This window comes from Inhella inkyongensis (assembly GCF_005952805.1).
Taxonomy (GTDB): Bacteria; Pseudomonadota; Gammaproteobacteria; order Burkholderiales; family Burkholderiaceae_C; genus Inhella; species Inhella inkyongensis.
The window spans coordinates 2,412,605-2,427,041 of sequence record NZ_CP040709.1; the positions used below are offsets into that span (position 1 = coordinate 2,412,605).

At 63.8% G+C, this 14,437-nt stretch carries 12 protein-coding genes; 3 read left to right on the plus strand and 9 right to left on the minus strand.

All coding sequences use genetic code 11. The features are described from left to right. Positions 1-232 precede the first annotated feature (232 nt). Both FF090_RS11480 and FF090_RS11485 read left to right on the plus strand, forming a co-directional pair. Positions 233-487, plus strand: coding sequence for a type B 50S ribosomal protein L31 (locus FF090_RS11480; RefSeq protein ID WP_138856853.1), 255 nt, complete (start codon positions 233-235; stop codon positions 485-487). Between the two features lie 81 nt (positions 488-568). Next, positions 569-2,233, plus strand: a complete 1,665-nt coding sequence (locus FF090_RS11485) for a hypothetical protein (RefSeq protein WP_138856854.1) — start codon at positions 569-571, stop codon at positions 2,231-2,233. Here the strand turns inward: FF090_RS11485 and phoR are convergent. The 5 genes from phoR to FF090_RS11510 all read right to left on the minus strand — a co-directional run bounded on the left by phoR (position 2,230) and on the right by FF090_RS11510 (position 8,488). Further along, entirely contained in the window at positions 2,230-3,534 is a 1,305-nt protein-coding gene (gene phoR / locus FF090_RS11490; protein ID WP_246071395.1) for a phosphate regulon sensor histidine kinase PhoR, read from the minus strand. The genes FF090_RS11485 and phoR overlap by 4 nt on opposite strands. A gap of 4 nt (positions 3,535-3,538) precedes the next feature. Continuing rightward, a complete protein-coding gene (gene glmM / locus FF090_RS11495; RefSeq protein ID WP_138856855.1) occupies positions 3,539-4,867 on the minus strand; it encodes a phosphoglucosamine mutase in 1,329 nt (442 codons plus the stop codon). 23 nt (positions 4,868-4,890) lie between these two features. Further along, complete coding sequence (folP, locus tag FF090_RS11500) at positions 4,891-5,739, minus strand: dihydropteroate synthase (RefSeq protein ID WP_138856856.1); 849 nt, start codon at positions 5,737-5,739, stop codon at positions 4,891-4,893. Positions 5,740-5,796: 57 nt separating this feature from the next. After that, entirely contained in the window at positions 5,797-7,710 is a 1,914-nt protein-coding gene (gene ftsH, locus FF090_RS11505; RefSeq protein WP_138856857.1) for an ATP-dependent zinc metalloprotease FtsH, read from the minus strand. A gap of 97 nt (positions 7,711-7,807) precedes the next feature. Beyond that, on the minus strand, positions 7,808-8,488 hold the full coding sequence (locus FF090_RS11510; RefSeq protein ID WP_138856858.1) for an RlmE family RNA methyltransferase: 681 nt from the start codon (positions 8,486-8,488) through the stop codon (positions 7,808-7,810). 20 nt (positions 8,489-8,508) lie between these two features. On the opposite strand from FF090_RS11510, the gene FF090_RS11515 reads away from it, so the two are divergent. Beyond that, complete coding sequence (locus FF090_RS11515) at positions 8,509-8,973, plus strand: YhbY family RNA-binding protein (RefSeq protein ID WP_138856859.1); 465 nt, start codon at positions 8,509-8,511, stop codon at positions 8,971-8,973. 9 nt (positions 8,974-8,982) lie between these two features. Here the strand turns inward: FF090_RS11515 and FF090_RS11520 are convergent, their stop codons facing one another. The 4 genes from FF090_RS11520 to carA form a co-directional block, all read right to left on the minus strand. Then, positions 8,983-9,387, minus strand: coding sequence for a DUF4149 domain-containing protein (locus FF090_RS11520; protein WP_246071396.1), 405 nt, complete (start codon positions 9,385-9,387; stop codon positions 8,983-8,985). Between the two features lies 1 nt (position 9,388). Next, the gene (gene greA / locus FF090_RS11525) at positions 9,389-9,865 is read right to left on the minus strand and encodes a transcription elongation factor GreA (RefSeq protein WP_138856860.1); all 477 of its coding nucleotides are present in this window, start codon (positions 9,863-9,865) and stop codon (positions 9,389-9,391) included. 89 nt (positions 9,866-9,954) lie between these two features. Next, a complete protein-coding gene (gene carB, locus FF090_RS11530; protein ID WP_138856861.1) occupies positions 9,955-13,221 on the minus strand; it encodes a carbamoyl-phosphate synthase large subunit in 3,267 nt (1,088 codons plus the stop codon). A gap of 5 nt (positions 13,222-13,226) precedes the next feature. Further along, positions 13,227-14,354 carry a glutamine-hydrolyzing carbamoyl-phosphate synthase small subunit gene (gene carA, locus FF090_RS11535; RefSeq protein ID WP_246071397.1) on the minus strand — a complete coding sequence of 376 codons (1,128 nt, stop codon included), beginning with the start codon at positions 14,352-14,354 and terminating at the stop codon, positions 13,227-13,229. Positions 14,355-14,437 lie beyond the last annotated feature (83 nt).

Sequence of the window (14,437 nt, forward strand, 5' to 3'; positions counted from 1 at the left end):
CCGAAGGACAGCGGCCGTCTTGCGGCCGCTGGCTGAGACAGGACCGAGCAAAGCCCTGAGGGCTTTGCGACGCCTGTCGAGGGACACGTCGCGTCCCGCGCGGCGTGGCTGGGGATGCTCGGTAGCGGCACGCCTCAAACCCTGGCTATAATCGCCGGCTTTTCGCCCCACCCCGGAAAAGTGCGCCCATTTCATCAAGCGGCGTGGCTCTCCACCTACTTCTGAGGTTCCCATGAAAGAAGGCATTCACCCCAACTATCGCGACGTCTGCTTCGTCGATCTGTCCAACGGCTTCAAGTTTGTGACCCGCTCGACGGTCCAGACCAAGGAAACCATCAAGATGGAAGACGGCCGCGAGCTGCCGCTGATGAAGCTGGAAACCACCAGCGAGTCGCACCCCTTCTACACCGGCACCCAAAAGAGCGTGGACAACCTGGGCGGTCGCGTCGAGAAGTTCCGCAACAAGTTTGCGCACATCAAGAAGTAATCTGCTTCTCCTGGTGGACAAAAAGCAGCCCTCGGGCTGCTTTTTTATTGCCCCCTGCCCTTTGTTGGCATGATCCCGCCCGTGAATTCATCCACCCCTGCCATCGTCAGTCAAGCCGGCGCTCGCCCTCTGAGCCGCTGGGCTCTGCTGCTGATCTGCATCGCCTATCTGCTGCCGGGCCAGCTACAGCGTGAGCCCTGGCGACACGAAGAACTCAGCGCGTTTGGGTTCATGAGCGCCCTGGCGCGAGGCGACTCAGCCTGGTGGCTGCCCAGCCTGGGCGGGCTGCCCGCACCCGATGGCGCGTTGCTGCCGTACTGGCTGGGCGCAGCCGCCATCAAGCTCCTGCCCTGGGTGGATGCCGGCTTGGCCGCGCGCCTGCCCTTCATCGCCCTGTTAGCGGGTGTGCTGGCCCTGTGCTGGTATGCCACTTTTCATCTGGCGCGGACCGAAGCTGCACAGCCGGTGGCCTTTGCATTTGGGGGCGAGGCCCATGCGGTGGACTACGCCCGCGCACTCGCCGATGGAGCCTTACTGGCACTGATGGCTTCGCTGGGCCTGATCTTGATCGGCCACGAGAGCAGCTCAGCCCTGGTCCAGCTGTTTGGCGTCAGCCTTTGGCTCTACGCCCTGGCCGTCACGCCGTTTCGCGAGAGGCGCGCGCAAAGCTTGGTTGCGCTGGCCCTCACCGTCCTGGCCCTGAGCGGCGCACCCTTTGTGGCCCTGTTGCTGGGCTCCGCAGGTCTATTGATCTGCCACTACTCGCGCTTCGCCGAGGCCCGTCGCCTGCGCCCGAGCCTGGCACTGGGCATGCTGCTCAGCCTGGGCATCAGCGCATGGACGCAAGGACTGAGTTGGCGCATCGGCTTGCCCGAAGGCGGCAGCTTGGTGCGTTTGCTGGCCTGGTTCGTCTGGCCCAGCGCGGCGCTGGCGGCCTGGACCCTGTGGCGCTGGCGCGGCCACTGGCGCAGCCGTCACCTTTCGGTGCCTTTGGGCCTCAGCGCGGTGGGCCTGGTGGCCTGCGTCTGCATGGGCGGCTATGACCGCGCCTTGCTGCTTGCCCTGCCCGGCCTGGCCGTGCTGGCCAGCTTCGCCCTTCCGACGCTGCAACGCGGCGTGAGTGCGATGTTGGACTGGTTCTCGCTGTTCTTCTTCAGCGCCCTGTCCTTTGCCATTTGGGCCTACTTCCTGGCTCTGCACACCCCCTGGTTGCCGCGCATGCTGGAAAAAGTTCGCCAGCAAGCTCCGGCCTTTCAGCCCGGGCTGGACCTCTGGGCGCTGGCACTTGCCAGTCTAGGAAGCCTGGCCTGGCTGTCCCTGGTGCGCTGGCGCACCAGCCGACAACGTGCTGCGCTATGGCGGAGTTTGGTGTTGCCTGCGGGCGGCGTGGTGCTGGCCTGGCTGCTGGCCATGACGCTATGGCGCCCCGCCATCGACCATGCCATGGGCCATCGCAGCCTGCTGGGTCAATTGCGCAGCGTCCTGCCGGCCACCGCGAACTGCATTGCCGCACCGCGCCAAAACCTCTCGCTCCTGGCCACGCTGGAGGCGCAAGGCGGCTGGAAGGTGGACGGTCGGACCAGCCTGAGCCAAAGCAACTGCGACTGGGCAGTGCTGCGCCTGCCCCGCGAGGCCCAACCGGATCTGCCCTCGGCTTGGCGACCTGCCCATCTGCTGACCCGCGCCGCTGAGCGCGGCTCGCGCTATTGGGTGCTACGCCGCTCCGTGGAGCAATCAGCGCCTTAGCGAACCCGAACGGCAGGCCAGACCAGGGAGAAGACCGAGCCCTTGCCAGGCTCGGACTCAATGCGCAACTGGCCGCCATGGCGTTGGCAGACATGCTTGACGATGGACAGCCCCAGGCCCGTGCCGCCGGTCGCGCGCGAGCGCGAACCGTCCACACGGTAGAAGCGTTCTGTGAGGCGCGGCAAATGCTCAGCCGCAATTCCGGGGCCGCTGTCGCTCACACGGATCATCAAGCCGGCATCCGGCAGGCGTTCAACACTCAGTGAGATTTGCCCCTGCTCCGGCGTGTAACGCACCGCATTGGAGAGCAGATTGGCAATCGCACTGTGTGCTTCGGACTCGACGCCCGCCAACTCCACATCCAGCGCCGTGCTTGGCCATGCAAACTGATGCCGCCCCTGCGACAAAGACTCGGCTTCGGCGCGCACCAGGTCGAGCAGATCACCTAGGCGCCACCACTGATCCGGCGCTGGCCGCGGGCTGCCTTCAAGGCGGGCCAGGGTCAACAAATCTTGCACCAGCGACTGCATGCGGTTCGACTGCTGGCGCATCAATTCCAGCACCCGCGCTCGCTCATGCTCCTGCAGTGGCAGCGTAGCCATGGATTCCACAAAACCGATCAGGGCCGCCAACGGGGTGCGAATCTCATGCGACACATTGGCCACGAAGTCCCGCCGCATGGCCTCGGTACGCTCGCGGTCGCTGACGTCTTGGCTCAGCAATAGTCGCGCACCTTCGCCGTAGTGACGCAGTTGAATGGCAAGGCTGCGTCCCTCATGCGTCTGCAGACTCAAGACCTGATCCTGGTCATCGATCTGCAAATAGCGCCCGAAGGCCGGCTGCCGCACCAAATTGGTGATGTGTTGGCGCAGGTCGCGCTTCGGGTCCAGCCCGAAGTGGTCCGCCGCCTGGGTGTTGAGCCACACGATCTGCGCGCCAGCGTCCAGAAGCAGCACACCATTGGGAGAGGCCTCGATGGCCTGGAGGAAGTCCTCCAGGCGCTCGCGTTCGCGCTGGGTGTCCTTGCGCGATTGGGCCTGCAAGCGCTCGATGCGCAGGGCCACATCGCCCCAAGCGCGCGCCACGGCGTCAGGCGCCTCAGCCTGCGGATTGCGAAGCCACTGGAGCAACAAATGACGGCGCCAGCCCCCCACCCAAACCAAAATCGCCGCCGTCAGGCTGGCCGCCACGATGGCCGCCAGCCACGAGCGCTCCTCGATCTGCGGGACGGCCAACGGCAACAAGCTGGCGCAAGCTACCAAGATGCTGACCAAGGCCGGCCGCAAGCCCATGCGCAGCATGGGCTCAGGCCAAGGTGGCTGCGAGGCGCTCGGCGCAACGGCGCGCCATTTGGGCGTCGGCCGCCTCCACCATCACACGCACCAGCGGCTCGGTCCCAGAGGGGCGAATCAACACCCGGCCCTGCTGTCCAAGCTCGCGTTGAACTTGCTCTTGCACTTGAGGCAGATCGCGGTTCGCCCGCCAATCCTGTCCGGCCTGCAAGCGCACATTGATCAAGGTCTGCGGGAACAGCTCAATGCCCGCCAATTGCTCGGCCACGCTTTGACCCGAGCGCACCACAGACTGCAGCACCAACAAGGCACTGACCATGCCGTCACCCGTGGTGTGCTTGTCTAGCGCCAGCAGGTGGCCCGAGCCTTCACCGCCCAACTGCCAGCCGCGTGCGCTCAACTCTTCCAGCACGTAGCGGTCACCCACCTTGGCGCGCACAAAGGCCACGCCTGCGCGCTCCAGGGCCAGTTCGACGGCCATATTGGTCATCAGCGTGCCTACGGCGCCGGGAACCGGCACGCCCTGGCGCAGACGGTCCTGAACCATCAGGTAGAGCAACTCGTCGCCATTGAAAAGTCGCCCTTGCGCGTCGACGATCTGCAGACGATCCGCATCACCGTCCAGGGCCACGCCGTAGTGCGCGCCGTGTTCCCGCACGGCCTTTTGAAGTGCCGCCGGAGCCGTGGCCCCCACACCGTCATTGATGTTGTAGCCATCCGGGCTGCAGCCGATGGCAACGACTTCGGCGCCCAATTCGTGAAAGACGTTGGGGGCGACGTGGTAGGCCGCACCGTGCGCCGCATCCACCACGATCTTCAAGCCCTTCAGGCTCAAGTCCGCACCGAAGCACGCTTTGCAGAATTCGATGTATCGACCGCGCGCATCTTCAAGCTTCTTGGCCTTGCCCAACTCTCGGCTGTGCACATAGGCCGGGGGCTCACTCAACGCTGCCTCTACCTCCAACTCCCAGGCATCGGGCAACTTCTCGCCTTTGGCGGAAAAGAACTTGATGCCGTTGTCATCAAAGGGGTTGTGGGAGGCAGAAATGACCACCCCCAAGTCTTGCCTCAGAGCGCGAGTCAGATACGCCACCCCAGGTGTGGGCAGAGGCCCGGTCAGCAGGACGTCGACGCCCACAGAAACCAAGCCCGCCTCCAAAGCGGACTCCAACATATAGCCCGAGACACGGGTGTCCTTGCCGATCAAGACGCTGGGGCGCGCCTGGGCGCGCTTGAGCACCCTGCCCACGGCCTGACCCAGACGCATCGCAAAATCCGCCGTGATGGGCGACTGACCGACCGGGCCACGAATGCCATCGGTACCGAAATATTGACGACTCATTGTTGTTCTCCGCTCTTATCGCTTCAAGTTGGGACGGATTGTCCCGCAGGCGCCATGACGGCTCGATGTAACCGCAAGGCATCGACCGTAGCGGCCACATCGTGCACACGCAGCACACGAGCGCCCGCCTGCGCCGCCAGCAGGGCGGCTGCCACACTGGCCGCCAGCCGCTCTTGCACGGGACGACCTGTGACCCACCCGAGTGTGGATTTGCGCGACCAACCCACCAACACGGGTTGCCCCAAAGCCACTAACTCGCGCAGGTGGCGGCTCAGCGCCAAATTTTGCTCGGGTGTCTTGGCAAAGCCCAATCCAGGGTCAAGGGTCACACGCTCGCGACCTACACCGGCGGCTTGAAGGGCCTGCAAACGCTGGCCCAAAAAGTCCCGAACGTCCTGCACCACATTGCTGTACTGCGTGTGTTGTTGCATGGTGCCGGGCTGGCCTCGCATGTGCATCAGGCACACACCAACTCGGGGGTGGGCACTCAGCAGATCCAGCGCACCAGGAGCCTGCATAGCTTGGATGTCATTGATGATGTCCACTCCCAAGTCCAAGCCCCGCGCCATGACCGCCGGCTTGCAGGTATCCAGGGAGACCGGCACGCCCCAACGCAAGGCCTCCCGCAACAAGGGTTCCAAGCGAGTCCACTCCTCGTCCGCCGACACAGGCGGGGCGCCTGGCCGACTGGACTCGGCCCCAAGGTCGAGCAAATCAGCGCCCTCACGCAGCAACTGCTCGGCATGCCGCAAGGCTAGGTGCTCGGTGCTCAGGCGTCCGCCATCCGAAAACGAATCAGGCGTCAGATTGACGATGCCCATCACCCGGGGCTGACCCAGGTCAATTTCAAAGCGTGTCGTCAACCAGCGCATGACCGCATCCAGAAGTGGAAAAGGGCCCCGCAGGGCCCTGGTTCAGATGACACCGAATTAAACCGTGGCAGTGCTGCCTTCGGTGACGGGCGCGCCGCCGCCGGCATCCGGCCCGCCGCTGGGTCCATTGCCGCCCGAGCTTGATTCCCGCGGCGCACGCGGATCACGTCCTTGCATGATGTCTTCGACCTGATCAGCGTCGATGGTCTCCCACTCCAGCAGGGCCTTGGCCATGGCGTGCATCTTGTCGCTGTGCTGCTCAATGAGCTTGCGGGCGATCGAGTACTGCTCATCAATGATGCGCCGCACCTCCGCGTCCACCTTGCGCATGGTCTCTTCCGAAATGTTCTTGGTTTGCGTGACCGAACGGCCCAAGAACACCTCGCCTTCGTTCTCTGCGTAGACCATCGGACCCAGGGTATCGGTCATGCCGTAGCGCATCACCATGTCGCGCGCAATCTGTGTCGCGCGCTCAAAGTCGTTGCTGGCACCGGTGGTCATCTGGTCCATGAACACTTCTTCGGCAATGCGCCCACCGAACAGCATGGCGATGGTGGACTGCATACGGATCTTGTCGGTGCTGTAGCGATCCCGATCGGGCAGAGAAACCGTCACGCCCAGAGCCCGGCCACGCGGGATGATGGTGACCTTGTGCACCGGGTCGAGCTTGGGCAGCAGCTTGCCGATAAGGGCATGACCCGCCTCGTGATAGGCGGTGTTCTTGCGCTCTTCTTCGTCCATGACCATGTTCTTGCGCTCGGCGCCCATCAGGATCTTGTCCTTGGCACGCTCGAAATCGATCATTTCGACGATGCGCGCATTGCGCCGCGCCGCGAACAAGGCGGCCTCGTTAACCAAATTGGCCAAGTCGGCACCAGAAAACCCAGGGGTGCCGCGCGCGATGATTTCCGCCTTGACATCGCCGCCCAGGGGCACCTTGCGCATGTGCACATTCAGGATCTGCTCACGGCCACGGATGTCCGGCAAGGTGACATAGACCTGGCGGTCAAAGCGGCCCGGGCGCAGCAGCGCAGGGTCCAGGATGTCTGGCCGGTTGGTGGCGGCCATCACGATGACGCCCATATTGGTCTCGAAGCCGTCCATCTCGACCAGCATCTGATTCAGCGTCTGCTCGCGCTCGTCATTGCCGCCACCGAGGCCGGCTCCACGATGGCGACCCACGGCATCAATTTCATCGATGAAGATGATGCAAGGCGAATTCTTTTTGGCCTGCTCGAACATGTCGCGCACACGCGCCGCGCCGACACCCACGAACATCTCGACAAAGTCCGAGCCCGAGATGGTGAAAAACGGCACCTTTGCTTCGCCGGCAATGGCCTTGGCCAGCAAGGTCTTGCCGGTTCCCGGCGGGCCGACCAGCAGAACACCCCGCGGAATGCGACCACCCAGCTTTTGGAATTTCTGCGGATCCTTCAGGAAGTCGACCAACTCCTTGACCTCTTCCTTGGCCTCGTCACAGCCGGCCACATCGGCAAAGGTGGTGGCGTTGTTGTTCTCGTCCAGCATGCGCGCCTTGCTCTTGCCAAAGCTAAAGGCACCCCCCTTGCCACCGCCCTGCATCTGGCGCATGAAGTACACCCACACGCCAATGAGCAGCAGCATCGGCCCCCAGCTCAGCAGCAGGGTCATCAGCAGGCCCTGCTCTTCTCGCTTTTCAAAGCTGAACTTGACGTTGTTGCGGATCAGGTCGCCAGTCAGACCACGGTCTGAGAAACCGCCCTGAACACGGATGTCGCGGCCATCATTGGTCTTGGCCACGATTTCGACGCCGCCGGGCCCCTCAATCAGCTTGGCGCTGCCAATGCGGCCCGCGTTCACTTCGGCCAGGAACTCCGAATACTGCATCTGGTCCGCCCGCGCGCTGGCACGGTCGAACTGCTTGAACACCGTGAACAGCACCAACAAGATGACTGCCCAGACGGCTAGTTTGGAGAACCAGGGGTTGTTCACTACGTTCCTTCCTTTGGCCACGCCTGCAAGAGGGCCGCGTGGCTACTGCGATGCCCATGTTGGGGCAACTGGGGGCGATTCTAGGGAGTTCAAGCCCTTAGCGCGGCGCCCTGCGCAGTCTCATGCCAATCAGAAAGGTCTCTGCCGAACGGTCGCGGCTGGCCTTTGGCTTTAGGGGCTTGACCACCTGGAAGTGGTCCTTGAACAACTCCAGATAGCGGTTGTACCCGCTGCCATGGAAGACCTTGGCCACCAATGCGCCATCGGCCTTCAGGTGCGCCTGACAGAACTCCAGCGCCAGCTCGATCAAATGCTCAATGCGGGCGGCATCCGTGGTTTCAATGCCCGACAGATTGGGCGCCATGTCGGACACCACCAGATCCACCGCCGCCCCTTGCAGCGACTGCGCCAGCTGCTCGGCCACCACCTGTTCGCGAAAGTCCCCCTGGATGAACTGCACGCCCTCGATGGCCTCCATCTCCAGCAGGTCCAGCGCGACGATGCGGCCGTTGAGTTCGCCCACGGCTGCACCGCCCTGCCCCGCCACCTTGGGCGCAAAACAGCGTCGCAGATACTGGCTCCAGGCACCCGGTGCCGCGCCCAAATCCACCACCAACTGTCCCGGCTTGATCAGCCCCAAGCTCTCATCAATCTCCTTGAGCTTGTAGGCCGCGCGCGAGCGATAACCGTCCTTTTGTGCCTGCCGCACATAGGGATCGGTCACATGGTTATTGAGCCATGCCTTGTTGACCTTTTTGCTCTTGGTTTGGGTTTTCATGGGGCGACGATAATCCTTCTATGACTGCATTGATTCTGAACAGCGCGCAACGGCGCGATCTGCGGGCCCAGGCCCACCATCTTGTGCCCGTGGTGATGATTGGCGGCGATGGCCTCACCCCTGCGGTGACCAAGGAGGCCGACGCCGCGCTCAACGCCCATGGCTTGATCAAGGTGCGCGCGGCCATCGACGACCGCGCTGCGCGCGAAGCCGCCTATGTGCAGCTGTGCGATGCCTTGGATTGCGCACCGGTGCAGCACATCGGCAAGCTCTTCATCGTCTGGCGGCCGATCCCTGAAAAGGTCAAGACCATCGACGAGAACGCCAAGCCGGCGCCACGCATCGTCAAAGTGGTCAAAGCCTCCAAGAACAAGCACCAGCGTCCGCAGGTCAAGAAGCTGCGCGTTCTGGGCAATGAGCGCGTGACTGCGGGCGGCATCGTCAAGCGCGCAAAGCCACGCCAGAGTGGCAAGAAGAGCGGCTGAGACGCCACGCTAGCGCTGGCGCCAAGCCAGCGTTAGCACGGCCAGCGTTTTACCGGCGAAGGCGGCCATGGAGAGCCCATGCAGCCAGGCAAAGCCCTCGCCGGCCACCCGGGCTGCAGCCATCTGCGGCACCAACACTTCGTGTCCGAGCACGGTCAAGCCAATGGTCAGGGCCGGCAGCAACAGACCCGCACTGAAATAGACCCGCTCCGGGTGCGCCCAACGCTGCAGGCGCTGCTCCATCAACACCATCAAGAGCCCCAGCCCCAAGCTAATCTTCGCGTCCAGAGCGAACAGCCGCTGCACATAAGCAGCCGCCTCAGGGCGCGCCAGAACGGCAAAGGCATTGGGCGCGGCCAAGAGGGCCACGGTCAGCAGTTGGCCGGCCCACAGCGCCGCCAACAGCCCGCGCAACTTATTCGTAGCGCACCTCAACGATTTCGTAATGGCGCTCGCCACCGGGCGCCATCACCACGGCCACATCCCCGGCTTCCTTGCCGATCAAGGCGCGAGCAATGGGCGAACTGATGGAGATACGCCCCGTCTTCAAGTCCGCCTCGTCGTCACCAACGATCTGATAGGTCACCTCGTTGCCGCTGTCCTCATCCGACAAGTCCACCGTGGCACCAAACACCACACGGCCGCCGGCATCCACTGCGGCAGGGTCGATCACCTGCGCCGCTGCCAATTTGCTTTCCAACTCGAGGATGCGGCCTTCAATGAAGCCCTGCTTGTCCTTGGCGGCGTCGTACTCGGCGTTCTCGCTCAAGTCACCCTGAGCGCGCGCTTCCGCGATGGCTTGAATCACCGCATGGCGCTCGACGGTCTTGAGCCGATGCAGTTCTTCGCGCAGCAGCTCGGCGCCGCGCACGGTCAGGGGGATGGTGGTCATGGTCTAGGAGGAAAGGGGCAACGGGCAGAGGGCAAAAGCAAGCCGCCGCCCCCGGCAAGCCAGGAGCGGCGGCGATGAATGGCGCGATTTTAGGTGAGCTCGGCGTGCAGCTCTTGCAGGGATCGCACCAACAGCCCATCTTGGTGCTTCATCCCTTCCACAGCCGCCTCGCACCCCGCCATGGTGGTGTAGTAGGTCACACGGTTGGCCAAAGCAGCCTGGCGGATGTAGCGACTGTCCGCAATGGCGGTTCGGGTTTCATCCACCGTGGTGAAAACCAACTGGATCTCGCCGCCCTTGATCGCATCAGCAATGTGCGGACGCCCCTCCTTGATCTTGTTAATCGCCCGGCAGGGCACGCCCACGGCCTCGATGGCCGCTGCGGTGCCGCGCGTGGCAATCACGCCAAAACCCAGTGCGTGCAAGTCCTTGGCCAGGGCCACGGCCCGCGCCTTGTCGCCATTCTTCACGCTCAACAGCACATTGCCCGAGCGCGGCAGGCGCGAGCCGGCGCCAATCTGGCTCTTCAGCATGGCCTCGCCAAAGGTCTTGGCCGCCCCCATCACCTCGCCGGTGGAGCGCATCTCGGGGCTGAGGATGGGGTCCACACCAGGGAACTTATTGAAGGGGAACACCGCCTCCTTCACGCTGTAGTAGGGCGGCGTGACCTCACGCGGCGCAACACCGCCCAGGCCCTTTTGATCCTTGAGCTTGACGCCCGCCATGCATCGCGCGGCGATCTTGGCCAACTGCTGACCGGTAGCCTTGGATACGAAAGGCACTGTGCGTGAAGCGCGGGGATTCACCTCCAGCACGTAGACGGTGCAGGCCGACAAGCCCTTGCTCACATCGCCCTGGATGGCGAACTGCACGTTCATCAGACCGACCACCTTCAAGGCCTTGGCCATGGCGGCCGTCTGGCGGCGCAGTTCGTCCTTCACATCCTCGGCCAGGGTGTAGGGCGGCAGCGAGCACGCCGAATCGCCGCTGTGGATGCCGGCTGCCTCGATGTGTTCCATGATGCCGCCGATCAGCACCTCTTCGCCGTCGCTGATGCAGTCGGCATCCACCTCGACCGCGTCCTCCAGGAAGCGGTCCAGCAGCACCGGGCTCTTGTCGGACACGCGCACGGCCTCGCGCATATAGCGCTCCAGGTCCTTGTCACCGTGCACGATCTCCATCGCCCGACCGCCCAGCACATAGCTGGGGCGCACCACCAGGGGGTAGCCGATCTCGTTGGCCAAGGCCAGGGCCTGGTCCTCGGTGCGCGCAGTGCGGTTGGGCGGCTGCTTCAGGCCCAGCTCGTGCAGCAGTTTCTGGAAACGCTCGCGGTCCTCGGCGATGTCGATGCTGTCGGGCGTGGTGCCGATGATGGGCACACCGGCGCGCTCCAGGTCCAGGGCCAGCTTCAGCGGGGTCTGACCGCCGTACTGCACGATGACCCCAACGGGCTTTTCCTTGTCGACGATTTCCAGCACGTCTTCCAGCGTCACAGGCTCGAAGTACAGGCGGTCGCTGGTGTCGTAGTCGGTGGAGACGGTCTCGGGGTTGCAGTTGACCATGATGGTCTCGTAGCCATCCTCGCGCATCGCCATGGCCGCATGCACACAGCAATAGTCAAACTCGATGCCCTGGCCGATGCGGTTGGGGCCACCGCCCAGCACCATGATCTTCTTCTTGTCGGTCGGCTCGGCCTCGCACTCCTCGTCATAGGTGGAGTACAGATAGGCCGTTTGCGTGGCGAACTCGGCCGCGCAGGTGTCCACGCGCTTGTAGACCGGGCGGATGCCCAGCGCATGGCGGCGCGCGCGCAGCTCGTGCTGGTGCGTGCCCAGCAGGGTGGCCAGGCGGCGGTCGCTGAAGCCCATCTGCTTGTAGGCGCGCAGGGTGGCGGCGTCCAGATCGGCAAGGCTTTTGCCCTTGAGCTGGTTCTCGGCTTGAACGATTTCCTCGATTTCACGCAAGAACCAGGGGTCGATGGAGGTCTCGCGCTGGATCTCGTCGAAAGACATGCCGACGCGGAAGGCGTCCGCCAGGTAGAGGATGCGGTCGGGCCGCGCTTCGCCGATCTGCTCGGTGATTTCCTCGCGGTCGCTGCTCTTGGGCGTCAGGCCATCGATGCCGGTCTCCAAGCCGCGCAGCGCCTTCTGGAAGCTCTCTTGAAAGCTGCGGCCCATGGCCATCACTTCGCCCACCGACTTCATTTGCGTGGTTAGACGCGAATCGGCCATCGGGAACTTCTCGAAGGCAAAGCGCGGGATCTTGGTGACCACGTAGTCGATGCTGGGCTCGAACGAGGCCGGCGTGGCACCACCCGTGATGTCGTTTTTCAGCTCGTCCAGCGTGTAGCCCACCGAGAGCTTGGCCGCGATCTTGGCAATCGGGAAACCCGTGGCCTTGGAGGCCAGGGCCGAGGAACGCGACACACGCGGGTTCATCTCGATCACCACCATGCGGCCATCGGCCGGGTTGATCGAGAACTGCACGTTTGATCCACCCGTATCCACACCGATCTCGCGCAGGATGGCGATCGAGGCGTTGCGCAGCAGCTGGTACTCGCGGTCGGTCAGGGTCTGGGCCGGCGCCACGGTGATCGAGTCGCCGGTGTGGATGCCCATCGGGTCCAGGTTCTCGATCGAGCAAACGATGATGCAGTTGTCCGCACGGTCGCGAACCACTTCCATCTCGTACTCTTTCCACCCCAGCAACGACTCCTCAATCAGTAGCTCATTGGTCGGCGAGAGGTCCAGCCCGCGTTTGCAGATCTCTTCGAACTCTTCGGGGTTGTAGGCAATGCCGCCGCCACTGCCACCCAGCGTGAAGCTGGGGCGAATCACCATCGGGAAGCCGGCGCCGCCGATCTCGGCATGGATGCGACGCTGCACGCCCCAGGCTTCTTCCATGGAGTGCGCGATGCCCGACTTGGCCGAACCCAGGCCAATCTTGGTCATCGCGTCCTTGAACTTCTGGCGGTCCTCGGCCTTTTCAATCGCGTGCTCGTTGGCACCGATCATCTCGACGCCGTATTTCGCCAGCACGCCATGCTTGTGCAGGTCCAACGCGCAGTTCAGCGCGGTCTGGCCGCCCATGGTGGGCAGGACCGCATCGGGGCGCTCTTTGGCAATGATCTTCTCGACCACCTGCCAGGTGATGGGCTCGATATAGGTCGCATCGGCCATCTCCGGGTCGGTCATGATGGTCGCCGGGTTGCTGTTGACCAAGATGACGCGGTAGCCCTCTTCGCGCAGGGCCTTACAGGCCTGGGCGCCGGAATAGTCGAACTCGCAGGCCTGGCCGATGACGATGGGGCCGGCGCCGATGATGAGGATGCTCTTGAGGTCGGTACGCTTGGGCATTCTTCTTATTCCTTGGCCATCAGGGCGATGAAGCGGTCAAACAAATAGCCGATGTCGTGCGGCCCCGGGCTGGCCTCGGGGTGTCCCTGGAAGCTGAAGGCCGGCTTGTCGGTGCGCGCGATGCCCTGCAGGCTGCCGTCGAACAGACTGATGTGGGTAGCGCGCAGGTTGGCGGGCAAGGTATCGACATCCACCGCAAAGCCATGGTTCTGGCTGGTGATGCTGACGCGGCCACTGTCCAGGTCTTTGACCGGGTGGTTGGCACCGTGGTGGCCAAACTTCATCTTGAAGGTCTTGGCGCCGCTGGCCAAGGCCAGGATCTGGTGCCCAAGGCAAATACCAAAGGTGGGCAGGCCGGCACTCACCAAGACACGGGTGGCCTCGATGGCATAGCCGCAGGGCTCGGGGTCGCCCGGGCCGTTGGAGAGGAAAACGCCATCGGGTTCCAAATCAAACACGCGGCTGGCCGGAGTCTGCGCCGGCACCACCGTGATGCGGCACCCTCTCTCGGCCAGCATGCGCAAGATGTTGCGCTTGACGCCGAAGTCATAGGCCACCACATGGAAGCGCGGGCGTTGCACCTCTTTGAAGCCCTGCCCCAACTGCCATTCGCCCTGGGTCCAGACCTCCTCCTGTGTGCGACACACCACCTTGGCCAAGTCTTGGCCGGCCATGCTGGGGGCGCTACGTGCTCGCTCCAAGGCCTGGGCCCAATGAGTCTCCGTCACTGCTTCACCCTCCGGCAAGGCCCAGAGGCAGGCGTTTTGCGCGCCCGTGTTGCGCAGAATGCGCGTCAGGCGCCGTGTGTCGATGCCCGCGATACCCACGCAATTCTGGGCCGCCAGATAGTCCTGCAGACGCTGCTCGCTGCGGAAGTTTGACGCCGCCTTGGGCACCTGACGCACCACCAAACCTGCAGCATGGATGCGATCAGACTCCGCATCCGCCTCATTGACCCCGTAGTTGCCGATATGCGGGTAGGTCAGCGTGACGATCTGGCGGCTGTAGCTGGGGTCGGTCAGGATTTCCTGGTAACCGGTCAGCGCCGTATTGAAGACCAACTCGCCCACCGAGGAACCAAGGGCTCCGATCGATTGGCCAAGAAAGCGCGAGCCATCGGCAAGCACCAGCAAGCAGCTGGACGGGAGGGGTGTAGCGGGCGAAAGCAAAGGCGCAGCTCCTTCGTGAGCGCGCCCCGCCTGCCCTTTGATTAGCG